General features: G+C 56.6%; 20 protein-coding genes and 1 pseudogene. 8 read left to right on the top strand and 13 right to left on the bottom strand.

The annotated features are described in order from the left end of the window. The 10 genes and pseudogenes from Q0Z94_RS06145 to Q0Z94_RS06190 all read right to left on the bottom strand — a co-directional run. Positions 1-253, bottom strand: a pseudogene (locus Q0Z94_RS06145) (hypothetical protein); the annotation flags it as partial. Positions 254-437: 184 nt separating this feature from the next. Beyond that, positions 438-1,286 (bottom strand): amidohydrolase family protein, encoded by an 849-nt coding sequence (locus tag Q0Z94_RS06150; protein WP_298068139.1) that lies wholly within the window; start codon positions 1,284-1,286, stop codon positions 438-440. Positions 1,287-1,328: 42 nt separating this feature from the next. Further along, positions 1,329-2,273, bottom strand: coding sequence for a glycyl-radical enzyme activating protein (locus Q0Z94_RS06155; protein WP_298068140.1), 945 nt, complete (start codon positions 2,271-2,273; stop codon positions 1,329-1,331). Positions 2,274-2,323: 50 nt separating this feature from the next. Continuing rightward, on the bottom strand, positions 2,324-4,837 hold the full coding sequence (locus tag Q0Z94_RS06160) for a pyruvate formate lyase family protein (RefSeq protein WP_298068141.1): 2,514 nt from the start codon (positions 4,835-4,837) through the stop codon (positions 2,324-2,326). Positions 4,838-4,860: 23 nt separating this feature from the next. Next, positions 4,861-6,714, bottom strand: coding sequence for a TRAP transporter large permease subunit (locus Q0Z94_RS06165; protein WP_298068142.1), 1,854 nt, complete (start codon positions 6,712-6,714; stop codon positions 4,861-4,863). A 131-nt stretch (positions 6,715-6,845) separates the two neighbouring features. Beyond that, a complete protein-coding gene (locus tag Q0Z94_RS06170) occupies positions 6,846-7,871 on the bottom strand; it encodes a TRAP transporter substrate-binding protein (protein WP_298068143.1) in 1,026 nt (341 codons plus the stop codon). Between the two features lie 256 nt (positions 7,872-8,127). Next, positions 8,128-8,784, bottom strand: a complete 657-nt coding sequence (locus tag Q0Z94_RS06175; RefSeq protein ID WP_298068144.1) for a Crp/Fnr family transcriptional regulator — start codon at positions 8,782-8,784, stop codon at positions 8,128-8,130. 304 nt (positions 8,785-9,088) lie between these two features. Then, a complete protein-coding gene (locus Q0Z94_RS06180; protein ID WP_298068145.1) occupies positions 9,089-10,162 on the bottom strand; it encodes an alpha/beta hydrolase in 1,074 nt (357 codons plus the stop codon). A gap of 195 nt (positions 10,163-10,357) precedes the next feature. Next, positions 10,358-11,257 (bottom strand): LysR family transcriptional regulator, encoded by a 900-nt coding sequence (locus Q0Z94_RS06185; RefSeq protein ID WP_298068146.1) that lies wholly within the window; start codon positions 11,255-11,257, stop codon positions 10,358-10,360. A gap of 142 nt (positions 11,258-11,399) precedes the next feature. Then, positions 11,400-12,716 (bottom strand): homoserine dehydrogenase, encoded by a 1,317-nt coding sequence (locus Q0Z94_RS06190; protein ID WP_298068147.1) that lies wholly within the window; start codon positions 12,714-12,716, stop codon positions 11,400-11,402. 249 nt (positions 12,717-12,965) lie between these two features. Between Q0Z94_RS06190 and Q0Z94_RS06195 the strand changes: the two genes are divergently transcribed. The 8 genes from Q0Z94_RS06195 (at position 12,966) to Q0Z94_RS06230 (ending at position 22,462) form a co-directional block, all read left to right on the top strand. Next, positions 12,966-15,227, top strand: coding sequence for an ATP-dependent RecD-like DNA helicase (locus Q0Z94_RS06195; protein ID WP_298068148.1), 2,262 nt, complete (start codon positions 12,966-12,968; stop codon positions 15,225-15,227). Next, positions 15,221-16,609 (top strand): SH3 domain-containing C40 family peptidase, encoded by a 1,389-nt coding sequence (locus Q0Z94_RS06200; RefSeq protein ID WP_298068149.1) that lies wholly within the window; start codon positions 15,221-15,223, stop codon positions 16,607-16,609. The genes Q0Z94_RS06195 and Q0Z94_RS06200 overlap by 7 nt, the downstream gene beginning before the upstream one ends. Next, positions 16,602-17,960: a MiaB/RimO family radical SAM methylthiotransferase gene (locus tag Q0Z94_RS06205; protein ID WP_298068150.1), complete on the top strand. Its 1,359-nt coding sequence runs from the start codon at positions 16,602-16,604 to the stop codon at positions 17,958-17,960. The genes Q0Z94_RS06200 and Q0Z94_RS06205 overlap by 8 nt, the downstream gene beginning before the upstream one ends. Before the next feature lie 3 nt (positions 17,961-17,963). After that, positions 17,964-18,845, top strand: a complete 882-nt coding sequence (locus Q0Z94_RS06210; protein WP_298068151.1) for a YicC/YloC family endoribonuclease — start codon at positions 17,964-17,966, stop codon at positions 18,843-18,845. A gap of 3 nt (positions 18,846-18,848) precedes the next feature. Next, entirely contained in the window at positions 18,849-19,136 is a 288-nt protein-coding gene (locus Q0Z94_RS06215; protein WP_298068152.1) for a DUF370 domain-containing protein, read from the top strand. Beyond that, positions 19,133-19,747 carry a guanylate kinase gene (gene gmk, locus Q0Z94_RS06220; protein WP_298068153.1) on the top strand — a complete coding sequence of 205 codons (615 nt, stop codon included), beginning with the start codon at positions 19,133-19,135 and terminating at the stop codon, positions 19,745-19,747. Before Q0Z94_RS06215 ends, gmk begins: the two co-directional genes overlap by 4 nt. Positions 19,748-19,761: 14 nt before the next feature. Next, positions 19,762-21,483, top strand: a complete 1,722-nt coding sequence (gene recJ, locus Q0Z94_RS06225; RefSeq protein WP_298068154.1) for a single-stranded-DNA-specific exonuclease RecJ — start codon at positions 19,762-19,764, stop codon at positions 21,481-21,483. A gap of 280 nt (positions 21,484-21,763) precedes the next feature. Next, the gene (locus tag Q0Z94_RS06230) at positions 21,764-22,462 is read left to right on the top strand and encodes a response regulator transcription factor (RefSeq protein ID WP_298068155.1); all 699 of its coding nucleotides are present in this window, start codon (positions 21,764-21,766) and stop codon (positions 22,460-22,462) included. 73 nt (positions 22,463-22,535) lie between these two features. On the opposite strand, the gene Q0Z94_RS06235 is transcribed toward Q0Z94_RS06230, so the two are convergent. The 3 genes from Q0Z94_RS06235 to Q0Z94_RS06245 all read right to left on the bottom strand — a co-directional run. Continuing rightward, complete coding sequence (locus Q0Z94_RS06235; RefSeq protein ID WP_298068156.1) at positions 22,536-22,985, bottom strand: putative toxin-antitoxin system toxin component, PIN family; 450 nt, start codon at positions 22,983-22,985, stop codon at positions 22,536-22,538. A gap of 1 nt (position 22,986) precedes the next feature. Continuing rightward, positions 22,987-23,214, bottom strand: coding sequence for an AbrB/MazE/SpoVT family DNA-binding domain-containing protein (locus Q0Z94_RS06240; protein WP_298068157.1), 228 nt, complete (start codon positions 23,212-23,214; stop codon positions 22,987-22,989). Positions 23,215-23,571: 357 nt separating this feature from the next. Continuing rightward, on the bottom strand, positions 23,572-25,047 hold a 1,476-nt coding region (locus tag Q0Z94_RS06245; RefSeq protein WP_298068158.1), incomplete at its 5' end, for an outer membrane homotrimeric porin.

Below are 25,047 nucleotides of genomic sequence, written 5' to 3' on the forward strand. Positions count from 1 at the left end.
AAAAAGAACCCCTCAAAATTTGGGGGACGGTGAAAAACGGCGAGATCGTTCTCGCAGCCGCTCCCGCGATCACGGCCAGATCCACCGTGCCGAGGTCGATGCCCAGCTTCGCGGCGTTGCGGGCAAAGGCGTCGCTTTGGCCGGTGTCGAACAGAATACGGTGCTTCGGAGTTTCCAGAAGGAGACTCAGTCCATGTTCGGACTCGATGTCCGAACGGCAGGCGGTGTTTTCCAGAAGGACGGTGACGTTCACGGGCGGTCTCGCAGAAGAAGGTTTCGGCCGGCAAGCCATGGAAGAAAGCGCCGCGCTCCGGCTTGGGGAACAGCGGGCAGAGCGCAAGTCTTCTTTCTATGCCGCGTTTGCCGAACCTCCGTCAAGCCGCGGCAGGGCGCTTTCGGGCATAAAAAAGGCGAAGCCGCGAAGCTTCGCCTTTTGGTTATTGTTTGATGCCAAGTAGTTTATATGCGTTTTTATATAATATTTTATCTTCTTCTTGTTTTGTAAAGTTATAACTTTTTAAATCAACAACAGCGTCTTGTATTCCATAACATGGGTAAGCAGAACCAAATATGATACGGTCACAGTTCATCCATCGGCATCCATTGATATACATTTCGCGTCCAGGTGTCCATGGATTGTGCATATACAGATCAGGAATGAGCCATATATTATGGTGCATCATGGCCACATTAAAAATTTGAGGGATCCACGGATAGCAGGCATGAGCTATAACGATTTGCAGTCTGGGGAAATCGTTGGCAATATTCTGAATATGTACTGGATTGCTGTATTCCAGTGTAGGCCCCTGATATAAGCTCACGGTAAGCACGATAGGAAGGGCGGCCTGCTCGCACAATGAGTATATGGGGTAATATACCGCATCGTCAGGAAGACGGGGAGGATCGTTCCAGCCGGGTTCCAAGGCCACGCCGCGAAAACCGTAGCGGATGCATTTCTCCAGTTCCTTCACGGCGGCAAATATGCCTGAAGAAAGATCGATGCCTCCGAAGGGAATGATTTCGTCAGGGTACAGTTCTGCAAGTTCCTTTACGTCTTCGTTGGGGACGGATGAGGCTTTGTCTCCGATGTTCCGGGCCATGACGACGCCTTTTTCCACTCCTGCTTTTTTCATTTCCTGAAAGAACAGCTCCATGGACTTCTCGTGTGCCGATGGCAGGTAGGAGCCGCGCAGAGCCATAGGACCGGCGCTGTTACAGACCGGGTTGAAAATGGAAAGATTCCTGAATCCCTTGAACGGTGGCCGAAGTCGAAAATCAACGATCATGATTCCTCCTGTTCCTGAATGGTGTCTCGCGCTGAGGAACGCTCAGGCTACGAACCTTTCGCCAAGCTGAACGAGTGCAAAGTTTTTCAGTCTTGTCATCAGAACATTATCGAGCTTGATGTCTCCCATCCGATAATCTCGCCCCAGTTGTTGATACTTTTGTGTACCTAATCTGTGATAGGCGAGTAGCTCATAGGAGATATTTTTTCCAGGCAGTGCGGCCACGAAAGCACAGAGTTCCCGTATCGCGTCCTCGGAGTCATTAAAGCCTGGTATAACTGGTGTGCGCAGCAGTATCGGTAGATCTCTGAATTCGGCACACAGTTTTTTGATGTTCTCAAGGATCAGGCTGTTTTCCACCCCTGTGTACGCTTTATGAAGTGAGGCGTCCGTGTGCTTGATGTCGAAAATAAGCGTATTGAGATGGGCCGCAGCCCCCCGGAGCACCTCGTAAGGAGCCTGTCCGCAGGTCTCCATGGCAGTATCCAGATAGCGTCGTTCCGCCTCACTGAGGAGTGCCAACAGAAATTCCGGCTGAAAACAGGGTTCTCCTCCGGACACGGTAAGTCCACCGGAGCTTCTCTGATAAAAGACGGCATCCTTTTCTACTTCTCTCAGTGCCTCTTCTACAGTTATATATTTCCCAAAAATTTTTAAAGCGCCGGCATGACAGACTGAAGAACACCTCTCCCTGCAAAGGGATGCATGGCATTTTTTTCTTTCTATGACAGGGAAACCTTCCTGCTGAGAAAAGGAAATTGCCTGATTCGGACATATGTCCGCACATGTGCCGCAGGCCTTATGAGTCAGACAACGTGTGCTGTTGAACGCGAGTTCGTTCTGAGCAGACTGAGATTCAGGATTACTGCACCAGCGGCAATGCAAAGGACAGCCTTTGAAAAACAGAATAGTTCGTATGCCTGGACCATCATGTACACTGTATTTCTGAATATTGAAAATATGTCCTGTGACAAGTCTGTCCTGCATGATTTTCTCCTGAGGGAGGACTTTCCTGTACAGAAAGTCCTCCCTGTTTATTAAAGTTCCGAATGTTCAGTTCTGGCAATCAAATCGTTCTGAAGATCTGGCGTCAGATCAACGAAGTAAGCACTATAGCCGGCTACGCGGACGATGAGACTGCGATATTTCTGCGGGTCTTTCTGAGCGGCCAGCAGTGTGCTTCGGTTGATGACGTTGAACTGTACATGCCAGAGTTTGAGATCAATGAAGGAGCGGATAAAATCTATGAGACGACGGGTTCCCGTTCTGCCTTCCACAGTTTTTGGATTGAACTTGAGGTTCAGCATACGGGCCGCACGGTTGATCATATCACGGTTTTTGGAGGCATCGTTGCTGAGCAGTACACCCGTCGGCCCGTTGACATCGGCTCCGTGAGAAGCGGAAGTTCCATCAGAGAGAGGCGTCCAGGCTTTTCTGCCGTTAGCAGAAGCAGAGACCACGCGGCCGAAGGGGACATGTGCCGTTACAGGTACATAACGAGTATCCATGTAGATCCCGAGTTCTTTACCGTATTTCTCGAAAAACTTCATGGTATGTCTTTCCACGGCGTGCCCGATAGAGTCTGCATACGGATCATTGTTCCCATAGCATGGGCAGTTCTTCAGCAGTTCCTGGACGTTTTCATATCCTTTGAAATCTGCATCCAGGGCTTCCAAAAGCTTGTCCATAGTTAAGGATTTGTCTTCGTACACGGTTTTTTTGATGGCTGCGAGGCTGTCGATCAGTGTGCCGTAGCCGATGAAATCAGCCAGTCCGCTTTCATATCCTTCAGGAATATGTTCGGTGTGCAGATCGAGACAGTATTTCATGCATAGATCGTGCAGGCTGGAACTCATGGGGACGGCAAAGAATTTCTGCCGCATCTTGTTTGTGATGTACTGAATATCCAAAGCGATACGCAGATAATTGGACTGCTGAACAAGAAAAGCGTTCCAGAAGTCTTCCCAAGTCTTCAGATTTCTGGGATCACCTGTCTCCACCCCCATCAGCTTGTCGCCGAATTTTTTCATGCGGCCGTTATTGAGTACCAGCTCCAATTCGGCAGGCATATTGATGTAAAGCCCACCGGAGGTATAGGTGTCACGGTTTGGCATACGAGTCTCTGTGCACCCGCTGACGGTATAGTCGTAGGCTTCGGCGAGAGGCGCGCCCTTGGCTATCGTAATGGGGATGATCTCTTCATCGTTGAATAGTTTGGGATATCCCGTGCCGAATTTTATGGTTTCGGCGATATCGGCAAGAAAGCGTTCTGGAGAACGAGCGTGTACGCGGGCGGCTAGGTCGGGATAGTGCAGGGGAAATTCTCTTTTGGATTTCAGGAACAGGTAGGACAGTTCGTTGGTCGCGTCTTCGCCTTCCGGAGTCTGACCTCCTATGGTCACGGCTTCCCAGTGGGCATATCCCTGATTGAAGGACGTTCCCTGAGCGGAGATATACATTTCAATGAACTGCGCCATACCGCACCACACACACTCCAGAAGTTCCATCGCCTGAGGGTCGGTAAGTTTCCCATTGTCCTTATCCTGTTTATAAAGTGGATACAAATACTGATCCATGCGGCCATTGGAGATTGTAGTACCTGTGCGTTGTTCCAGGCGTGAGAACATCTGCACGAAGAACTGACTTTGCACGGCTTGGTGGAAGGTTTTGGCAGGATAGGCCGGCACCTGGCGGCAGTTTTCTGCAATGAGCAGAAGCTCGGCTTTGCGTACGGGATCCTTTTCTGCCGCGGCCATTTCCTCGGCCTTTTCCGCATGCCGTCTGGCCCAGAGCATAATGGCATCGCTGACGATGATTACGGCTTCCAGGAAGGGACGTTTTTCGTGATATGCCGTGGGACTGTTGGGATCCAGAGCGTCAAGACGTTCCTGAGCTTCCCGCCGGATATCCATGAACCCGCGTTTGATGACTTTTCCATAGTCATGAACCCACTGGAGCGAGGAACGCCAGGACGCCGTTTCATTGACGAGATAGCGTGGCAGGGTTCCAGCCTCATCCATGAACAGAATATCGTGCAGTTCCTGTGGAACCGCAGCGTTGAAGTTTTCATGGTAAGTCTTTCCTTTCCAGTACGGTCCTATCTCTTCTTTGATGATGCGCATATTTTCAGGAGAAATGAATGCCGTTCCGCCTTCGCGTTCTCCGAGTTTGTCAAGGAACGTCTCATAAAAGTCGCCCTCGATTTCAGGATAAAGGATGCCATAGCGGCCTTTGCAGCCCAGACGTCCGGCCAGCAGCTGGTAGTCATCAATATAGATGGTGATATTACTTGCAATATGGTAAAGCGCCTTTGCCCAGCGAAGGTTCAGAGGCTGTCCCTCAGTTTCCTTCATGCTTCTGGTAAAATACAAGGCACGCTCTACATCCAGAACCGGTTCAAGCCCATCAAAGGTCTGCACAATTTTATGTACCCTCGGATGTTCTTTGGAAAACACATCTTCACCGATTCCAAGGATACGTTTTTCCTGCCCAGAAAGAGTAGGTGATTCCTGATCAAGGCAGCAGGAAGCACAAGCAGAAGAATCCAACATGTCACAACTCCTTTTATAAATGGTTATTGCATAAGGTTGGGAAGCAGGAGAGAGAGGGAGGGGACAAACGTGACGAGTATCTGGCAGACGAGAAGTGCCAGCAGGAAGGGAACACAGGCCTTTGCCAGACTTTCCACTGATACGTTACCAACGGACGAGCCTACAAACAGATTGACTCCGATAGGGGGAGTCACAAAGCCGATAGCCAGGTTTACGGTCATCAGAACTCCGAAATGGATAGGATCGATACCAAAACTGACAACGATCGGAAGCAGAAGAGGGGTAAGAATGAGGATGGCCGCGAGTGCTTCCATGAACGTGCCGATGATAAGCAGAATAATGTTCAGGATGATCAGCAGCAGGAATTTGCTGCTGGTAAAGCTCATGATGAAGTCGGCAAGCATTTCCGGAATGGATTCAATGGTAATGATGTTGCCGAAAATGCCGGCCATGGCAAAAATAAACAGTACGTTGCTGCCGGTCACACAGGTTTCGACACAGCAGTCGAAAAGCTTTTTGAAGTTTATTTCCTTATAGACGAACATCCCTACATACATACCGTAAAAAGCGCCAACTGAAGCAGCTTCCGTAGGTGTCGTGATCCCGCCGTAGATACCACCAAGGATAAGAATGGGAACCATAAGTGCCCATCGAGCCCCTGCAAGAGCTTGTAACCGTTCTCCTGCGGCTTGTGGAGCCACGCCGCGCCAGTTGTTCTTTTTGGATATCATGTAGGCGACCAGCATTAGAGCGCCACCGCAAAGCAGTCCGGGCAGTACTCCTCCGGCGAAGAGCTTGGCAATGCTCTGTTGAGAAGAGATGCCGTAAATGAGCAGGGGATTGCTTGGCGGGATCATCACCCCAATGATGCCTGCGCAGGTGACGATGGCTACGCTGAACGTTCTGCTGTATCCGCGCTCGACCATGGCGGGGATGGTGATGCAGCCTATGGCCGCAACTGTCGCTGGGCCAGAACCACTGATGGCGGCAAAAAACATGCAGGTTGCTATGGTGGCCAGAGCCAGACCGCCTGTTTTATTGCCCAGAAAGGCATCGGCAAGTTTGAGCAGTCTGACGCTTAGACCTCCTTCGCCCATGAATACGCCGGTGGCAATGAAAAACGGGATGGCCATAATGGCGGCATTATCTATGCTGGTGTATGTGATTTGGGCAATATAATCGGAAGGTATGGTGTCACAGGCCCATATGACGGCCAGACAGGAAAGGGCGATACTCACGGCAACGGGAGTACTAAAGGCAAGAAAGAACAGAAAGTAACACAAAAGAACGGCAGGCGCGCTTTCCCAGTCTTCATACAAAAACAGGGGGGCGAGGATCGTAGCGGTCAGGAGCAATCCCGCAATGATGGGAAGGAAACCTGCGGTCCGACAGGAGACATACAGTCTCTGAAAAAGTCTCAGAATGATCAGCCCGAAGCCCACGGGGAGGATGGAATAAGGAATGATATAGGAAATATGCAGTGCCGCTGAACTTTGAGGAAAACGCTGTATCATAGCGATGTGATCAAGTCCTTTGATGACAACAACGCAAGAAAAAATAAGAAACAAGAAAGTGTTTGCATTATCTACAATATGTTTGCTTGTATCGTTAAGCATATTATAAATTACTGTTACTTTTATATCTTTGCTGTATTTTATAATTAGAGGTATTGCAAGATATGTTATCCAAACAAAAATAAATCGTGAAATTTCTTCAGTTCCAACAACAGAATCTGCATTTCCAGAAAAAATATTGATAACAATATATCTATATACGGTTTGAAAAAATATAACATGTATTATAACAAGAAGACCAGTGAAAAGAAAAACTTTTTCAGCATTTGAATCAAGCCATTGGAGGGTTTGTTTTGCGCTCATATCCGCCTCGCTTAATAAATTAACTCATTGAATTGTGCGATGAAAAAGGAAAATTTGATAAGAAGTCTTCTGGCCGCCCGGCGAAGACATCCCCTGTCCGTTTTCAGGTGAAACGGACAGGGGACAGAAAGTTATTTCATGGCATCCATAAACAGCGCATAGGCCTCAGGAGAAACCTTGGAACGGAATTCTTCCCATACGCCTTTAGTGAGTTCCTTCAGGCGTGCGTAGTCTTCCGTTGAGCACATGTTGATGGTGACACCTTTGGATTTTAATAGGTCATAAGCCTCAACATTAATCTTAGCGCTGAGTGCCCGTTCATAGGCGACCGCTTCCGCAGCAGCTTCCTCGATGATGGCGCGCTGTTTATCCGTCAATGATTTCCATAAATCCAGATTCATGACCAGTACATGGCCGTAGTAGTTGTGCTTTGTATCAATCAGGTATTTGGCAACATCACCAACGTCACCAAGGGCAGCCATGGAAGCATTGTTGATGGCCATGGCATCGACCGTTCCCTGGCGCATGGCGGTCACAGTTTCACCCCACGGCATGGGGATAGGATACATGCCCAGGGCTTTGGCTACGGCCATTTCCACTATGGAATCCGTGATGCGAACCTTGATGTTTTTTAAGCCGTCAATAGTGGATATGTTCTTGTTGTGCATCTGAAAATCACGATATCCAACATCCCCAAAACAGATAAGTTTCAGATTGATATCGTTCAGTATTTTTTCGTAGTGCTTGCCAAGGGGACCAGAATCCATGGCCGTAAACAGTTTTTGCAGTGCCTGAGGATCCATGGGGTCAATGACATAGGGCATATCGAAGAGCAGAAAATCAGGAGCAAATAGGGAAAGGTTGCCCGTAGAGCAGGAACTCATGGAAAGGCTGCCTTTCTGTGCTCCTTCTGTCGTGACACGGTCACTGCCCAGGATGCAGTCGCCGTATACTTTGAGTTTGATGCTTCCCCCGGATTTTTGTTCAAGAAGTTCACTGAACTTCAGCCAGCCGAGCGACACCTGATCTCCCTTGGTCATGGGATGCCCAAGCCGTAGGTTTAGTTTTTTTTCCGCAGCATCGCAATGCCCGGCCAGAAGCAGACCGGCAAGACCGAGACAAAGAGCGCAAAGGGCGTATCGCGAAAAAGCTCTCATCTTTTTCTCCTGTTAAAATTTTCGGTTGCAAACTACTCCTGTCTTAGATGAACTCCCTGCATGCATGAAAGTTACCTCTTATCCTTTTAAATACTAATCTCTGAAAAAATATCGATAACACTTGTTATCGATGAGAAGTTTTTTTAATTAAATGCGTGTGCCCTCCCTGAGGCGTTCACAGGGAGAGCAGTTGAGAGAGAATGGAGATTTTTGGTGAAGCGGTAGGCAGACAGGAAGTAAATTGAAGATATCGTTTCTACTTGCGAATGATAACTTTGTTCTTTGATGTTTTAATGTCCATTTCTTTTTTTAATTCAGAAAATGCTCTGCTTATAGAAACAGAAGATACATTAAGTAAAACTGCAAGATCTTTTTGGCTTAAATGAAGTTCTATTTCATTTTTATCTTTATTATTTATAAGATTAAATTGATTTGTAATAAAATATTTTAGTTGGTCTTTTAGGGAATGATTTTTAAAGTTTTGAAATTTAGATGTCATACTTATTGATTTGGTGGATAAAGTATAAAGAAGTAAAATTGCGACTTGAGGTAAATTAATAAGTTTATTTATAGCTTGCTGTGAGAATTTTGTAATAACAGTATCTTCAGCAACGATGATTTCATCCATGCTGTTGAGTTTTGAAAAATACCATCCTTCTCCTATAAATCCCTCTTTTAGGACATAGGCCAGATGCATTTCAAGATTGCGATCAGGTCTAAACCCAAGAATAGTGCCTTTATGAACATAGTAAATATGATTTACAATTTCATTATAGTGAATCAAAGTAGTATCTTTATAAAATACTTGTGTTTCTCCGAAACTGAATATTTCTTTAGGTGCAGAAGGTGCTTTCGACAGGTCAAAAATATGAGGAAATGAAGTCAAATCAAAATTGTATTGAGCTTTTATCATGTTTCACTCCTTTTGAGAAAGGTATTATGGAGATACTTGTATTCTCTACGGCAGAGGGCAATGGATGCTGACGATCCCGCTGGAGAAGTTTTGGCCGGCAAGCCGTGGAAGGAAGCGCCGCGCTCCGGCTTGAGGGGTGAATATCGGAGAAGAGTGGAAGTCCTCTCTCTCTCTCTCTCTCTATATATATATATATATATATATAACGCGTTTGCCGGAACGCCGTCAAGCCTCGGCAGTGCGCTTTCGGGCATAAAAAAGGCGAAGCCGCGAAGCTTCGCCTTTTCCTGTGCAACCTGAATCGTCAGAGATTCTTTTTGAAGAAGGCCTCTATGGTGTCGAAGGGGATCTTGTCCAGGTTGTCGTAAAGGTCAACGTGGCTCGCGCCGGGGATGATGAGCAATTCCTTGTTGCCGCCCTTGAGCTTTTTGAAGGCGTCTTCGCTGAAGTAGCGCGAATGCGCCTTTTCGCCGTGGATGAGCAGGACGGCGCTGCGGATTTCGCCCGCGTAACTGAGCAGGGGCATGGTCATGAAGGACAGGGCGGAAGTGGTGTTCCAGCCCGCGCCGCCGTTGAGACTTCGGGGATGGTAGCCGCGGGGCGTCTTGTAGTAGGCGTAATAGTCCTTCACAAACTGAGGTTCATTGCCGGTGAGCTTGTCCGGCAGTCCGCCTGCGGAAGCGATGGTTCCGCTGCGGGCGTCTTTTGTGCGCTGTTCGTTCAGCTGAGTGCGCAGCTTGTAGCGGGCGTCCGCATCCATGGCGTCAAAATAGCCGTTAGCGGTCACGCGGCTCATGTCGTACATGGTCGAGGCCACGGTCGCCTTGATGCGCGTGTCCATGGCCGCCGCGTTAAGTCCCATGCCGCCGAAGCCGCAGATGCCGATAATCCCGATGCGCCCGGCGTCCGCCTGATCCAGCGTGGTGAGAAAATCCACGGCGGCGCAGAAGTCTTCCGTATTGATGTCCGGAGAGGCCACAAAGCGTGGTTCGCCGCCGCTTTCGCCCGTGTAGGAGGGATCGAAGGCCAGCGTCAGAAAGCCGCGTTCGGCCATGGTCTGGGCGTACAGGCCCGAAGCCTGCTCCTTCACCGCGCCGAAAGGCCCGCTCACGGCGAGGGCCGCAAGTTTTCCCTGCGCGCCCTTCGGGGTGTAGAGGTCGGCCGCAAGGGTGATGCCGTAGCGGTTTTTAAAGGTGACTTTCTGGTGATCCACCTTGTCGCTTTTGGGAAACGTCTTGTCCCACGCAGTTTCGAGTTTCATGGCCTTGTCTTCCTTCAAGAGTGCGTTGTCGGTGCTACTGTCTGCGGCCAGGGCGTTTCCTGCAAGAAGAGACATCCCTGCAAGGATTCCCGCCGCCAGTTTTTTGCATAGGCTCATGGTATCCCCCCATGGTTTCGGATGAGCCGGAGGAAGGACGCTGAAGACCTCTTTCCGGCGTTTTTCTTCCTTTTAACCAGAGCTGCGAGTCGTGGCAAATACTTATATCAAATAAGATGATATAGAAAAAAGGAATAATACTCGTGAACAGGCTGTGAGAGAAGCGGGGCCTTCGGGCAGCCGGCGGGAGGCTGGTCAGCGCACCTCCCCGAAAGCTGCCTGAATTTTCTTGAGGAATATCTCGGCGGCCGGGGAAAAGACCTGATACTTTTTCCAGACGATGTTCAAGCCCGCTTCCAGCCGGGGTTCCAGAAGGCGGAAACAAAGATTGCTGTGTTCGGAGGTGTCAACAAGCCCGTCCAGAGTAAGGACATGGCCTATCCCGCTTTCCACCAGGTGGGTTGCGTTGTAGACGAGGTTGAGCGTCGCCGCCACGTTCAGCTTTGCAAAATCGTCCTTGAACCACTCGATGAACTCGTTTCTTGCTGAAGTGCGGCGTATGGCCTGCCGGGAAAGGATAAGCGGCTCACCGATGAGGTCCTGCCGGGTGATGGCCGGGCGTGCGGCTAGGGGGTTGTCCTTGCGCGTGATGACGCCCCAGACATCCTTTTCAGGCAGGTTGACGTAGTCGTATCGTGAAAGATCGGCGGGCTGAATCAGGACGCCGAAATCCAGCAGCCCCTTGTCCAGGCGTTCCGTCACGTCTTCGAGATTGCCACTGTACAGATGGATATGGATGTCCGGGTACTCCTGCCGCAGTTCGCGGAGGACTTCAGCCACATGCCGCATGACCCGCGTCTCTCCAGCGCCGATGTAGATGTCGCCCCCGATGCGCTCTTTTTTGACGGCAAATTCCGCTTCCGTCTTTTCAAACATCTCCACGATTTCTTCCGCCCGTCTGCGCAGGCGCATACCGTCCGTCGTCAGGGAGACGCTGTGGCTGTGCCGGACGAAAAGCTGAACGGACAGCTCGTCTTCCAGTTCCCGGATCTGACGCGAAAGCGTGGGCTGGGTGACGTGCAGGAAGTGGGCCGCAGCCGTTACGCTGCCTTCTCTCGCCACCGCCAGAAAGTACCGCAATACCCGCGCATCCATCCCGAGTCTCCTTGCCAGGTCTCCCCGCCGGGTTTTCCTGTCGGATTTCCTTCGTTAAAAGTTCCCCTGCGGCCTGAAACAGGCCGAAGCCGGAGTTCCCCTGTCATCCGCAGGGGGGCAGTGCGCGGAAGAGGCGCACGGCTCAGATTTCTTCGGCTTCGTCCCCGCAGCTTCCAAGGATGCGGAAGCAGGTGGCGGGCACAAGCAGCGTTCCGGACTGTTCCAGCCTGCGCACGGCGGTGTGTATGGCGCGGCCCGTGGTCTCGTGCGTCATGAAGATGAGCGGGACGCGGTCGTTTTCCTTCGCCTTCTGGAGGATCTGGGCGAAGCTGATGTCCTCTTCGGTGAACACAGCCGCAATGTCGCGGAGCACGCCGGGGGTGTCGCGCACGGTGGCGCGTACATACCACGGACTCACGGCTTCTTCGGAGGGCAGAATTTCGGCATCGGGCAGGGGATCCACAAAGCCGGTGTTGTCGCCGGAGCCGTTCTCGGCGCTGCGGCGGGCCAGGGCGAGCAGGTCCCCGAGCACGGCGCTGGCCGTGGGGCGGCGTCCTGCGCCGAGACCGTGGAGGAACAGGGAACCCACGGCGTTGCCTTCCACACGCACGGCGTTATAGGCCCCGTTGACGCGGGCGAGCAGCAGGGTGTGGTGCATGAGGGCGGGAAAGACACCGGCTTCGATTTTGCCGTCCACTTCCCGTGCCTGCCCGATGAGCTTGATGCGGCAGCCGAATTCCCGCGCAAACTTGATGTCCAGAGGGTTCAGTCCGCGTATGCCCTCCACGGCGAGGCGGGAGAAGGGATAGTTCCGGCCCCAGGCCAGGCGGATGAGCAGGGTGAGCTTGTGGGCGGCGTCCTGTCCGTCGATGTCCAGCGAGGGGTCGGCTTCGGCAAGCCCCAGTTCCTGTGCTTCCCGGAGCGCGGTGGGGAAGTCGAAGCCGTGCTGATTCATTTCCGAGAGAATGTAGTTGGACGTGCCGTTGAGTATGCCCATCACCGAGGTGATGTGGTTGCCCGCAAGACTGTTCTTGAGTGTCTGAATGATGGGAATGGCCCCGGCCACGCTGGCCTCGTAGCCGATAGCCACGTTCTTTTTCTGCGCCAGGGCAAAGATTTCGCGGCCGTGTTCCGCAAGCAGGGCCTTGTTGGCCGTGACCACGGATTTCCCGTTTTCAATGGCCCGCATGACCAGATGCCGTGCGGCTTTGGTCCCGCCCATGAGTTCCACCACGATCTGGATGTCGGGATCATCCGCAAGGCTCATGACATCACTTGTGAGGGCAACGCCCGCGGGAAGTTCGCGCTTTTTGGAGAGATCGTGTACGGCGGCGGTCTTGATGACAATTTCCCGGCCGGTTCTGCGGAGTATGTCGTCATGATTCTTGATGAGCATTTCCACAAGACCGCTGCCGACCGTGCCGAGTCCGGCAACGCCGATGCAAAGCTTCTGAGGCATGAAACTCTCCGAAAGGGGAAGGCTGAGGTTGTGCGCAGGGCGGGCGGGTCTGCCATGCCCGCGGAAATCCGCAGATCTGTGCGCTGCGGCGCAGACGGGAAGTCCAGCGGGGCTGCGGGGCTTGTCCCGCCTTGAAGATATCGCTCATTTATAGTAGTTTACCGGGGGAGTTGTAAAGGGGGCGCTCCTGCGGGCGTCCGTCTCCCTCGTTTTTCAGCAGGGCGGCTGGGTTCGCCGCGGCGGTTTGGCATGGAGCAGCTTGAGATACAGAACGGCGAAGCGCGGGAAACGCTTGCGGGCACGCTGGAGCGCGTGGTCTTCCACAATGAGGAAAACGGCTGGACCGTGTTCCGCATGAATGTGGAAGACCGCGAAGACTCTGTGGCCGTGGTGGGCGTCATGGCTGTGCCGCAGCCTGGGGCCCGTATCCGTGCCCAGGGGCGCTGGGTGAATCATCCGCGCTTTGGCCGTCAGTTCCAGATGGAGACGTGGAAGGAAGAACTTCCGGCCACGGAGGAGGGGATACGCCTTTTTCTGGCCTCGGGCTGCATACGCGGCATCGGGCCGAAGTGGGCAGACCGTATTGTGGAGCGCTTCGGCGCGGCCACGCTGGACATCATGGACACCGAGCCGGAGCGTATGCTGGAGCTGCCGCGCTTCGGCAAAAAGCGGCTTGCCGAGATGAAGGCGTCATGGCAGGAACATCAGGGCATACGCGAACTCATGATCTTCCTTCAGCCCCACGGCGTGACGGCGGGCACGGCCATGCGTATCTACCGCGAGTACGGGCAGGATTCCCTGGAAGTGGTGCGGGAGAACCCCTACCGGCTGGCCATGGACATACGCGGCATAGGCTTTACCACCGCCGACGCGCTGGCCAAAAAGCTCGGCTTTGAGGAGAGCAGCCCCCTGAGGGCCGAAGCCGCCATGCTCTATCAGCTCGTGCAGCTTACGGAAGAAGGGCACGTCTACTACCCCCGCGATCTTCTGCTTGAGCTTGCCGAAGAGAAGCTCGCCGTGCCCGCACCGCTGGGGGAACGGGCGCTGGACGAGCTGGAACGGGAAGAGCGGGTGGTTCTTGAAGATCTCGGCGACCACACGGGCGTCTACCTGACGCTCAACCACAGGTACGAATCCCAGATCGCCTTCTACCTTAAAAGGCTGCTGCATTCCCCCAAATCCGTGCATTTTTCCCAGCCCCGCAAGCTAGTTGCCTCTGTCATCCGGGAAATGCCCTTCGCCCTTGCCGAGGAGCAGAAGCAGGCCGTGTACACGGCGGCCTCGTCCAAGGTCATGGTGCTGACCGGCGGGCCGGGCACGGGCAAGACCACGATCCTGAACGCCGTCATCAAAGTGTTTCAGGAGGCAAGGGCCAGAATTCTGCTGGCCGCGCCCACGGGCAGAGCGGCCAAGCGCATGTCCGAGGCCAGTGGCTTGGAAGCCAGGACCATACACCGCCTCCTGGAATACAGCCCTTCCGAAGACGGCTTCAAGCGCAACGAGAACAATCCTCTGGCCTGCGGCCTGCTCGTGGTGGACGAAGCCTCCATGATGGACACCATGCTCATGTACCATCTGGTGAAGGCCGCACCCCTTGGCGCCACGTTCATCCTGGTGGGCGATGTGAATCAGCTCCCCTCCGTGGGGCCGGGCAACGTGCTGCGCGATGTCATCGCCTCGGGCGTGGTCCCGGTGGTGGAGCTGGTGGAAGTGTTCCGGCAGGCGGCGGAGAGCGACATCATCTGCAACGCCCACCGCATCAACAAGGGCGAACTGCCCGAACTGAACCAGCGCAGCGGCCGCAAAACCGACTTTTACTTCTTCCGGCAGGAAGACCCCGAAGCCGCGGCATCCCTTGTTGTGGAACTGGTACAGGACAGAATACCGCGCACCTTCGGCTTCCGCTCCGAAGATATTCAGGTGCTTTCCCCCATGCTCCGCGGAGCCGTGGGCGTGAACAGCCTGAACCGCAGGCTTCAGGACGCCGTGAACCCCCAGCCCGCGGCACTGGTGCGGGGCGACCGCCAGTTCAGGCTGAACGACCGCGTCATGCAGATCCGCAACAACTACGACAAGGACGTTTTCAACGGAGACACCGGAACCATCATCTATCTGGACACGGAGGAGCGCGAACTGACCGTGCGCTTTGACGACCGCGCCGTTGATTACCTCTGGGAGGAAATGGACGAGCTTATTCCGGCCTACGCCATTTCCATCCACAAGTCTCAGGGCGGGGAATATCCGGTGGTGGTCATCCCCCTCATGATGCAGCACTTCATGCTGCTTCAGCGCAACCTTGTCTACACGGCGGTGACGCGGGGCCGGAAGCTGGTGGTGCTGGTGGGCGAGTGGAAGGCTCTGGCCATCGCCGTGAAGAACAACCATATCCGCCGCCGCTACACCTGGCTGGCGCACCGGCTGGCGGGAAACGAAGGCTCCGTCCTGGCCGCGATGCTTCCTGAAACCGGCGTGGAACAGCGGAAGGTTCGCGAAGAAGAGGAAGAATGGTGATGTGTTCCGTCCACGCGCGAAGACTTTTCTCGTCCGCCCTTACGGCGGCTGCACTTGCGGCGGTCCTGCTGCTGGCGGGCTGCGCGGGGTCGCCCCGTGTGCCCCAGCCCCAGAACGCCGCGGGCGAGGTGGCCGACCTTGCCGAAGTTCCCCAGAGCCTGGCATGGTTTGCCGGCCGTGCTCCCGTGGCGCTCCTGCGCACGGAGGACGGGGCTGCGCGGGACATGCGGCACTTCCGCAGGCGTTTTTTTGCGGCGTGGCAGTCCGCGAAGCCGTCTCGTGATACTTTGAAGTTCTTCCGTACCGTGCTGGAAGGTTCCCGCCTGGGTTATGCGGAAAATCTCCGCCCGTGGAGCGCTGACGCCTGGGCCGAAGTTCGCGAAAATGCGGACATGGCTTCCTGCCCCGGCAAGGCGCGTGCGGCCATCACCACGCACGGCACGGATCTGCGCCTTGCGCCGACCCTGCGCCCCCGCTTCGCACGTGTGGAGGGCGCGGGGCAGGGCTATCCCTTTGACGATCTTCAGCAGACCGCGTTGCCCGTGGGAACGCCGCTCACGGTTTTCCATGCCACGCGGGACGGCGCCTGGTTTTTCGTGGAAACGCCGCTGGCCGAAGGCTGGATACAGGCGCGGGACGTGGCCTTTGTGGACAGGGATGTTCAGAACTTGTGGCAGTCCGCGCCCCTTGCCGCCTTCCTCGCGGACGGAATTCCCCTGCGCCCGGCCGGGGTGTATCAGGCCGGGGCCGGTCTTGGCACCGTGCTGCCCCTGGCGTCCCGGAACGGCGTCTTTGCGGTGTTTGTTCCGGTGCGGCGGCCCGATGGATATGCCGAAGCGGTCCCTGTCCCGATTCCGGAAGGAAAGAACGCCCTGGTGCCCATGCCTCTCAAGTTCACGGCGCAGACCGTCGCCCGCCTCGGGGACGGAATGCTGGGGCAGAGCTACGGCTGGGGCGGGCTTTACGGCAATCGGGACTGTTCGGCCATGATGCACGACCTGTTCGTGCCCTTCGGCATCTGGCTGCCGCGCAATTCCGCGGCGCAGGCCAGGAGCGGCCTTTTTTCCAGCCTCGAAGGGCGTTCCGCAAAGGAAAAGGACGCCGCTATTTTGCGTGAGGCGGAGCCCTTCCGCACCCTGCTCTGGATGAAGGGACACATCGGCCTCTATGTGGGCAAGCATGGCGGGCGGCCCGTGTTCTTCCACAACGTCTGGGGTGTGCGCAGCCGTCTGAACGATGGCAGGGAAGGGCGCGTCATCCTTGGCCGGGCCGTGCTGACCACCACCTCCCCCGGGCGGGAGAGGCCGGACGTGCGCCAGCAGGACCTGCTTATCGAAAGAATGCGCGGCATGAGCCTCATCGGAGGACGGCAGGATGACTGAACCGGCGTCCTTTACCTTTTACGCCGCGACCTTTGGCTGCAAGGTCAATCAGTACGAGACACAGGCCATACGCGAGTGGTGGCAGAGCCTGGGCGGTGTGGAGACGGAAGACCCGAAAGAGGCGCAGGTGATACTGGTGGCGTCCTGCGCGGTGACGGCGGAAGCCGTGAGCGACGCCCGGCAGCTCACCCGCAGGCTGGCGCGGCTCTGCCCTCAGGCGCGGATCTTTGCCGCAGGCTGCGCGTCCTCGGCGGAACCTCAGGACTTTTTGAGCTTGGAGGGCGTGACGGCGGTCATCCCTCAGGCGCAGAAGTTCGTCCTTCTGGAGAAGCACCCCCTCACGGCAGTGGATTTTTCCGCACCGGACACGCCGCAGGGGTATCCGCCCTTTGCCATCCGCACGTTCAAGCGTTCCCGTCCTGTGGTCAAGATACAGGATGGCTGTTCCCAGGGCTGCTCCTACTGCATCGTGCCGCTGACCCGCGGGCCTTCGCGCAGCCGTCCCGTGGCCGGGATACTGGCGGAAGTTCGCCGTCTCCTTGAGGCTGGCTACCGCGAAATCATGCTTTCGGGCGTGAACCTGCGGCAGTTCCATGCGGACGGCAGGAATTTCTGGTCGCTGCTGCGTCTTCTGGACAGGGAACTGGCCGAGGAGTGGCAGGGGCGGGCGCGCTTTCGCATAAGTTCCCTGGATCCCTCGCAGGTGACGGGGCAGGAAGGGCTGGAAACGCTGGAATCCTGCCGCATGGTCTGCCCGCAGCTCCACCTTTCCCTGCAGAGCGGAAGTCCGGCGGTGCTGAAGCGTATGCACCGCTCACCCTATGCGCCCGAGGACATCGTGACCGCAGTGCAGGCTGTGCAGCGCTTCTGGCCCGTGCTGGGACTGGGTGCGGACATCCTCATGGGCTTCCCCGGGGAGACCGAGGCCGAAACCGCGGAAACGCTGGATCTGGTGCGGGCCTTGCCCATGACCTACGCCCACGTCTTTCCCTATTCGCGGCGGCCCGGCACGGCGGCTGCCTCTCTTCCCGGGCAGCTTCCGCGTCAGGTCCGGCAGGAACACGCGGCGCGGGTGCGCGCCCTTGCTGCGGAAAAGCAGGCGCATTTTTTGCAGGCGCAGCTCAGGCTCCCGCACATGGCGGTGGCCTTCGACGGCGGGGGAGCGCGGCACGGCAACAACGAATGGTATGTGGACTGCCGCCTGGAAACGGGCGCGGCGGACTTCGGGCATGAACTTGTGGACTGCGCGCCCGTGCGCGTGGAAGACAGAACGCTTGTGGTTCGTCCCGTGCAGGCCAACGGGGAGGCCGGAGCCTTCCCCTACGCTACGGAACATCGACTGGGAGAATGACGGATGCCCCTTCGCAGTATGACTGGCTTCGGCCGCTTTCAGCAGGATGGCGGCGGCTTTGTGCAGATATGGGAGATACGCAGCGTCAACGGGCGCTTTCTGGATCTCAAGTGGCGGCTGCCGCCCCAGGCGCGCACCATGGAGGCCCGCTTTGAAAAGATTGTGCGCCGCTTTGCCTCGCGCGGGCGCGTGGATATAGCCCTGAATGTTCAGCGGACGGCGCAGGCCCGCGCTTCCTTCGATGCGGCGCAGGCCGGGTCCATGCTGGACGCTCTGCGGAGTTTCGCCTCTTCCCGCGGGGACATGTTCACCGTGGATTATATGTCCCTGCTCAGTGTGCCGCCCCTCTGGACTTCCGCCTCGGAAGCAGAGGAGGAAGAAGGTCTCTTCGACCGCCTCTCTCAGGGGCTGGAACAGGCGCTTCAGGACTGGAATGAATCCCGCGTGACGGAAGCCGCGTCTCTGGCGCGGGATCTGGAAGAGCGCTTCGCCCGCATGAGCGAATGGGTGGCCTTCATCGAAGAGCAGGCTCCCGGCATCAAGGCCGCCCGCTTCGAGCAGATCCGCGAACGCCTGACCGACATGCTCAAGAACGCAGGTTCGGAGCTGGACGAGTCCCGTTTCCTTCAGGAAGTCGTCATCCTTGCGGACAAGCTGGACGTGACGGAAGAACTCACGCGCCTGCGTTCCCATCTCCTGCGCCTTGGAGCGCTCCTGGCGGACGGCACGGACGCGGGCCGCAAGCTGGACTTCACGCTCCAGGAATGCTTCCGCGAAATCAATACCTGCGGCAACAAGGTGCAGGACGTGCAGGTCTCCCGCCTCGTGGTGGAGTGCAAGAACGAACTGGAAAAATGCCGCGAACAGGTGCAGAATCTGGAGTAGGTCATGCCCGTGCAGCAGCTTGTCAATGTGGGCTTCGGCAACTATGTGCTGGCTTCCCGCGTGGTCGCCATCGTGAATCCGGCCTCGTCTCCCATGCGCCGCCTGCGGGACGACGCGCGGGCCGAGGGAAGGCTGGTGGATGTTTCCCAGGGCAGAAAGACCCGCGCCATCCTGGTGACGGATTCCAACCACGTCATCCTGTCCGCCATTTCCGCAGACACACTGGGCCAGCGCATGGAGCAGCTGACTGCGGAGGCGCAGGACAGCACTGAAGAAGAGGAATCGTTATGAATACGCAAGAGAGCCGCCGCGGACTGCCGCTGGTGATCTGTGCGCCTTCCGGCGCGGGAAAGACCACGCTGGTGAACCGGCTGACCGCGGAATTTTCCCTGGACTTTTCCGTTTCCTGCACCACGCGCGCGCCCCGCGGCGCAGAGCGGGACGGGGTGGAATATTTCTTTCTCAGCCGCGAGACCTTTCTTGAGCGCCGCGACCGGGGAGAGTTTGCGGAATGGGCCGAGGTGCACGGCAATTTCTACGGCACGCCGCTTCAGCCGGTGCGTGAACATCTGGCAGAGGGGCGGGACATGCTCTTCGACATCGACGTGCAGGGCGCGGCTCAGCTTGCCCTTACCCTGCCGGAAGCGCGCTTTGTCTTCATCCTTCCGCCGTCTCTGGAAGTGCTGGAACAGCGCCTGCGCGGGCGCGGCACGGACGGCGAGGACGCCATCCGCCTGCGCCTTGCCAACGCCAGGAAGGAAATCATGGAAAGCCACTGGTTCCACGCCCTCATCGTGAATGATGACCTGGATCAGGCTTACGATGAACTGCGCGCCTTCTATGTGGCCTCACGCCTTCACCCTTCGCTCCGGCCGCGGCTGGCCCGCGCCGTGTGCGGCTGATGTGTGGGGGCGGCATGAAGGAATGGATTGCCCGCACCCGCAGGGACGGAATCGAAGCTTCAGAAGGGGAGCTGGCAGCCCTGTCCAGACGCTTCGGCGTTTCGGAACGCTTTGCCCGGATTCTCTGGCTGCGCGGACTGGACTCCCCGGAACAGGTGAAGACCTACCTCGACCCCGGCCTGCGCTATCTGGCGCACCCCGAGGGCTGGCCGGGCATGAGCCGCGCCGCGGAACTCATTGCGGACGGACTGCGTGCCGGAAAGAAGCTTGCCGTGTGGGGCGACTACGATGTGGACGGCGTCACCAGTACCGCGCTGGTGCGGCAGGTGCTGGCGCATTACGGTCATGAGGTGCTCTGGCATCAGCCCGAGCGCCAGACCGAAGGCTACGGCATGAACGTTGCCGGAGTGGAGCACCTCGCCGCCCAGGGCGTGCAGCTCCTCCTGACGGTGGACTGCGGCATTTCCAACGTGCAGGCAGTGGCGCGGGCAAAGGAACTCGGCATGACCGTGGTCGTCACGGATCATCACCTTCCCCCGGCGGCACTGCCGCAGGCAGACGCGCTCTGCGATCCCCGCCTGGCGGACTGCCCCTGCTCCTTCCTGGCCGGGGTGGGCGTGGTTTTCTTCCTCATGGCAGCCCTGAACGCCCGCCTTGCCGCCGCGGGCGGGCCGCGCTTCGACATGCGCCGCACCCTTGACCTTGTGGCCCTGGGAACCATTGCCGACATGGTGGAGCTGGAAGGGCAGAACCGCATCCTGGTAAAAAACGGCCTTCTCCTGCTGGCCGAGGCACAGCGCCCGGGCGTTTCCGAACTCAAGGCCGTGAGCGGCTACGCACCGCAGGCCGCGCTGGAGGCCGGGCAGGTGGTTTTCAGTCTGGCGCCGCGCCTCAACGCCGCCGGACGCATGGCCTCGGCGGAAACGGCGCTGGAACTGCTCTGTACCGGGGACTGTCACCGGGCCGCGGAACTGGCGCGGACGCTGGACGGCTACAACAAGGTGCGGCGGCAGGAGGAAGAGCGCATCACCGAAGAAGCCGTGGCCCAGGCCGAAGCCATGCCTGACGCTCCCGCGCTGGTCATCGCGGGCACGGGCTGGAATCAGGGCGTCATCGGTATCGTGGCCTCGCGCCTCGTGGAGAAGTACCACAAACCGGCGATCATCCTCTGTGAGGACGGGGATACCTTGAAGGGGTCTGGCCGTTCCATCAGCGCTTTTGATCTTCACGCCGGACTGACGCGTTGCTCCGGGGAACTTCTGGCCTACGGCGGCCACCGCATGGCCGCGGGTGTGCGCGTGCAGCCGGACAGACTGGAGGCTTTCCGGGAGCGCTTTCTGGAAGTTGTGCGGGAATGCCTGGGTCCGGAGCCGCTTCCCGCCGTGCAGATCATCGATGGCGAACTGGATTTTGCCGCCGCATCGGACTTCACCTTCCTGAAGGAGCTGGAAATGATGCAGCCTTTCGGCATGGGCAACCCCGAGCCGGTGTTCCAGTCCCCGCCGCTCCTTGTCGAATCCCGCCGCCTTTTCGGGCAGCAGAAAGACCATGTGAACCTCAAGCTCAGAGACGAGAGCTGCGGCGTCTCCCTGCAGGCCAAGCTTTGGCGGCAGGCCGCAGATTTTCCCGCTTCTCTTGAAGGCGCACGCATACGCCTCGCCTACAGCCCTTCCATCGACCGCTATAACGGCATGGCCGGCATCGAGCTTAAAGTAAGAGACTGGCGGCAGGCGTAGGGCGCGGCAGACTGCGGGATGGGATGTCTCCCACCCCGCACGGCGTTTTGTCCGGCAGAGGGGCTTTGCGAAAGCGTGTTTGCGAGGCTTCCGCCTTCTTGCTTTTCCCGGCGGCTTCTGCCATGCTTGTTGACAAAGGCGTACCGCGGCGTTAACGAAACGTTTTCTTTTGCTTCTGCGGTGGTATGTCGGGGCTGAGCTGTTTTTGCGGAAAGCAGGGCGTTTTCTCCGGACCTTCGCACACCGCAGAAAGAAGAACGCACAATCAGGATTGGGGCGTATGGAACCGCTGATTTCCGGAAAGGGCATCCGCGCTCTCATCGTGGAGAGCGACGAGGAGCTTCTGCAGGACATCTACAAATATTTCGAGCCGCTGGGTTATGAGCTTGACAGCGCCTCCAACGGCGTCACCGGCTGGCAGCGGGCGGCCGCAGGCTTTTACGATGTCATCATTCTGGACATGATGCTGCCAGGTATGGACGGACCTACCCTGTGCCGCCGCCTGCGGGACGAATCCGGCATTGAGACGCCGGTGATCATGCTCACTAGCGGGGAATCTCTGGAAAACCGTGTACTCTGCCTGAACTGGGGCGCCGATGACTTTATCACCAAGCCCTTTGCCGAGCTGGAACTGGAGGCCCGCGTCCGGGCACTTGTGCGCCGCGCCCGGAACACTTCCCGCGTGCTGCGCTGGGGCGGCATTGAGCTTGACCCGCAGCGGCATACGGTGTTCTGTGACGGCAGGCCGCTGAACCTCCGGCCCACCGGCTTCACGCTCCTGGCGCGGCTCATGCGCTCCGCGCCCGGCGTGGTTCCCCGCTCGGAGCTGGAACATGAGATTTACGGCGATTCTCCGCCGGAAAGCGACGCCCTGCGCACCCATATCCATATGCTGCGCAAACTTCTGGAACAGGCGGGCAAGCCGATCTTGAAGACAGTCTCCCATGTGGGCGTCCGCCTGGAAGATCCGGAGCCTTGAGCCGGCGTCTTAATTCGTTACGGCAAACTTCTGGCAGAAAGAGACAGGGCTTTCTAACACCTCGAACCAAAAATTATAAAACAAGCCTGCTGTCTTGAAGCTGAGCAAGGAACTCCGCTGGTGCAAGAATAGGAATGGCAGCATATGCCTCTAAATTCAGAAGATGCCTGTCCCCGGAAATAAGAGCAATTTTTTCCTGCTCTGCCAGCAGAATAAAAGTGACATCTTTTGGGTTCGTCAGATGTTTTAGATACGCTACTGTTGCCGGGGACAAGGTTAATGTGACAACATCTGCCCACGGCAGAAGTTGTCCAAGAATATTCAGTACTTCGTCAGGTGAGAGGTGAAACTTTGGATAGGTCAGTACTCTGAGGAGTTCCCGTGCCGTTGATGAACATAGAACTGGGACAAAGCGTCTTGCCTGCCAGTGACTACGCAGTTCTGCCAGAGTTCCATGCGAAAAGAGCAGCGCGGAGATGAGGCAGTTTGTGTCAAGAACTACCCGCGGACAACGGTGAGCCATGTCATTCTCCAAGGCTTCTGGCCCAGTGTACGGCGTCCTGAATGTCCTGCTCGGAAATGCCCAGAGCCGCCATCTTGCCGCGGATGATCTCAGGATTCAGGACTTTGACGGGGGTCAGCACGATGCTTCCATCCCGCAGGGCAATTTCGAAGTATTCGGGAGTTCCTGTCTGCTGGATGACAGCCTTGGGAAGAGTGAGTTGATTTTTACTGGTAAGCTTGGCAAGCATGACATTCTCCTTTTTAGTAAAGTAAGGAAACCTTACTTAGGATATGCCGTTTGCATGATTTGTCAATCGTCCGTGCGCCTCTCCGTCCTGGGGAGTCAGCTTTGGAACTCGCAAACGGGAAACGTGGGTAACGGCAGTCCTGGCTGTTGCTGAAGAGAAGGGGAGTATCGCCCGAAAGTTTACCGAAAGAAGCCGGCCCACGCCTCTTTTCCGATACGTTTAAAGTTTTTTATCCTGCCCGGCTGCGGGTTAAGGTGTTAATCCCTTATCCCCCCCGCTCCGGAGCCGTTAACCAAAAGGGGACTCCCTTGCGGGAGTCCCCAAAAGGCCGTTTGTACGGGCTAAGCCCGCGTGGAATTAGAAGGTATATGCGAAGACGAGACCAGTACGCCAGGCACTGCTGCCGTAGTCAGCTTTATCTTTGCCCGTAGCGCCGGGCGCAGAGTGGGCACCGTTGTCGATGTCGGCGATGATGTAGCCGAGTTCGAGGGTGGCGCTCAGGTTCTTGTAGATCTTGTAGGTGCTGAGCAGGTCGAATTCCACCAGGGTGTCTTCGTAGGTCAGGTAATCCCAGGCGTTCTCGCTCTTGGCATAGTCGTTGCCGCTGTTGTTGGTACCCTTGTACATGGTCACGAGGAAGGTATGGGAGAGGTCCTCAAGGAAGGACACATTCTCAATACCGGCCTGGATGCCCCAGGTGCCGGCAACGTTGTTACGCTGGCCAGGCATGCAGGACACGGCTGCGGCACTCTTGGGATTGTACAGGTGGGTAGCACCGAAACGGCCGCCCAGCGTGGGGATCCAGCCCTGACGTCCGTATTCATCCCTGTCATCGCCTGAGGCATACCAGGCGCCTAGGACGGGAGTGCCGTAGACGGTCTTGTAGGAGGCCTTGGCCTGCACATACCAACCGTGGCGGTCCTTGACTTCCTTGCCGTCATTATCCTTGAGACCATCGCCATAGGCCTTGGCACCGTAGGCACCAGACAGCTTCAGGGTGAAGGGATCGAAATAGCTCAGTGTGGAGCTGAAGCCCACCCAGTAGGCATTGGCGTCACCCTTATCATAGTAACCGTCCTTGTCGCCGGACCACGATGTAGCAGTGTCCTTCGCGCTGTTACCGCCCTTGGTCTTCTGCGCGGCATCATAGACCGGCCTGTCTACACGATCATCCTTTGACATATCCCAAGCAGTAATCATGTCCTTGTTGTCAGCGGCAATGCCCTTGTCGATGTTGGCGTACATGACATAGGGAGAAACGGTCAGGCCGTCAAACTTCAGGTCGATAACGGCGCCGAAGGCATCGGCGTTGGGCACGGACACATCTTCGTCGGCAGCACCAGCGTCTACACGGTTCCAGAAGGCGGTGACGTTCATGAAGTCGGCCACAGGAGCGGAAATGGCGATGGCGTCACGGCCGCCCCAGGTGGATTCCATGATGGCGTTCCAGCCGCCGATGGCATCGGCGGGCAGACCGAGCTGCTGACGGCCCATGCGCACCTTGACGCTGGTCTGGGGGATGATCCAGTCGATGTAGGCCTGGCGCAGGCGGATTTCCATATCGCCTTGCTTATCGGGGGAAGCGCCCCAGATCTGATCGTCCTGGAACTGGATGTAGCCGGACAGATTCTCGGAAGCGGCAAGGGTCAGACCTAGACGCAGACGCTGGCCAGCACCGTCGAAGTTGTTGTTGACCTTGGACTTATGCTTTTCGTTAACTACTTTTTCACCAATCTGATAGTCGAAAGTGTAGGCGCCGTCCACCTTGACATCCACGGCGGAAGCAGGAGCGGACGCGGCAAACACAAGTCCAGCGGCCAAAAGAAGCGTAGT

Origin of the sequence: uncultured Mailhella sp., assembly GCF_947631555.1 — a bacterium.
In the GTDB taxonomy this organism is placed as follows: Bacteria; Desulfobacterota; Desulfovibrionia; order Desulfovibrionales; family Desulfovibrionaceae; genus Mailhella.

Coding starts and splice junctions, on each gene's coding strand:
- Q0Z94_RS06215 (WP_298068152.1), top strand. CDS start 18,849: ATGCCCGTGCAGCAGCTTGTCAATGTGGGCTTCGGCAACTATGTGCTG.
- Q0Z94_RS06160 (WP_298068141.1), bottom strand. CDS start 4,837: ATGTTGGATTCTTCTGCTTGTGCTTCCTGCTGCCTTGATCAGGAATCA.
- Q0Z94_RS06165 (WP_298068142.1), bottom strand. CDS start 6,714: ATGAGCGCAAAACAAACCCTCCAATGGCTTGATTCAAATGCTGAAAAA.
- Q0Z94_RS06150 (WP_298068139.1), bottom strand. CDS start 1,286: ATGATCGTTGATTTTCGACTTCGGCCACCGTTCAAGGGATTCAGGAAT.
- Q0Z94_RS06210 (WP_298068151.1), top strand. CDS start 17,964: ATGCCCCTTCGCAGTATGACTGGCTTCGGCCGCTTTCAGCAGGATGGC.
- Q0Z94_RS06170 (WP_298068143.1), bottom strand. CDS start 7,871: ATGAGAGCTTTTTCGCGATACGCCCTTTGCGCTCTTTGTCTCGGTCTT.
- Q0Z94_RS06195 (WP_298068148.1), top strand. CDS start 12,966: ATGGAGCAGCTTGAGATACAGAACGGCGAAGCGCGGGAAACGCTTGCG.
- Q0Z94_RS06185 (WP_298068146.1), bottom strand. CDS start 11,257: ATGGATGCGCGGGTATTGCGGTACTTTCTGGCGGTGGCGAGAGAAGGC.
- Q0Z94_RS06200 (WP_298068149.1), top strand. CDS start 15,221: ATGGTGATGTGTTCCGTCCACGCGCGAAGACTTTTCTCGTCCGCCCTT.
- Q0Z94_RS06180 (WP_298068145.1), bottom strand. CDS start 10,162: ATGAGCCTATGCAAAAAACTGGCGGCGGGAATCCTTGCAGGGATGTCT.
- Q0Z94_RS06240 (WP_298068157.1), bottom strand. CDS start 23,214: ATGCTTGCCAAGCTTACCAGTAAAAATCAACTCACTCTTCCCAAGGCT.
- Q0Z94_RS06175 (WP_298068144.1), bottom strand. CDS start 8,784: ATGATAAAAGCTCAATACAATTTTGATTTGACTTCATTTCCTCATATT.
- recJ (WP_298068154.1), top strand. CDS start 19,762: ATGAAGGAATGGATTGCCCGCACCCGCAGGGACGGAATCGAAGCTTCA.
- Q0Z94_RS06230 (WP_298068155.1), top strand. CDS start 21,764: ATGGAACCGCTGATTTCCGGAAAGGGCATCCGCGCTCTCATCGTGGAG.
- Q0Z94_RS06190 (WP_298068147.1), bottom strand. CDS start 12,716: ATGCCTCAGAAGCTTTGCATCGGCGTTGCCGGACTCGGCACGGTCGGC.
- gmk (WP_298068153.1), top strand. CDS start 19,133: ATGAATACGCAAGAGAGCCGCCGCGGACTGCCGCTGGTGATCTGTGCG.
- Q0Z94_RS06155 (WP_298068140.1), bottom strand. CDS start 2,273: ATGCAGGACAGACTTGTCACAGGACATATTTTCAATATTCAGAAATAC.
- Q0Z94_RS06235 (WP_298068156.1), bottom strand. CDS start 22,985: ATGGCTCACCGTTGTCCGCGGGTAGTTCTTGACACAAACTGCCTCATC.
- Q0Z94_RS06205 (WP_298068150.1), top strand. CDS start 16,602: ATGACTGAACCGGCGTCCTTTACCTTTTACGCCGCGACCTTTGGCTGC.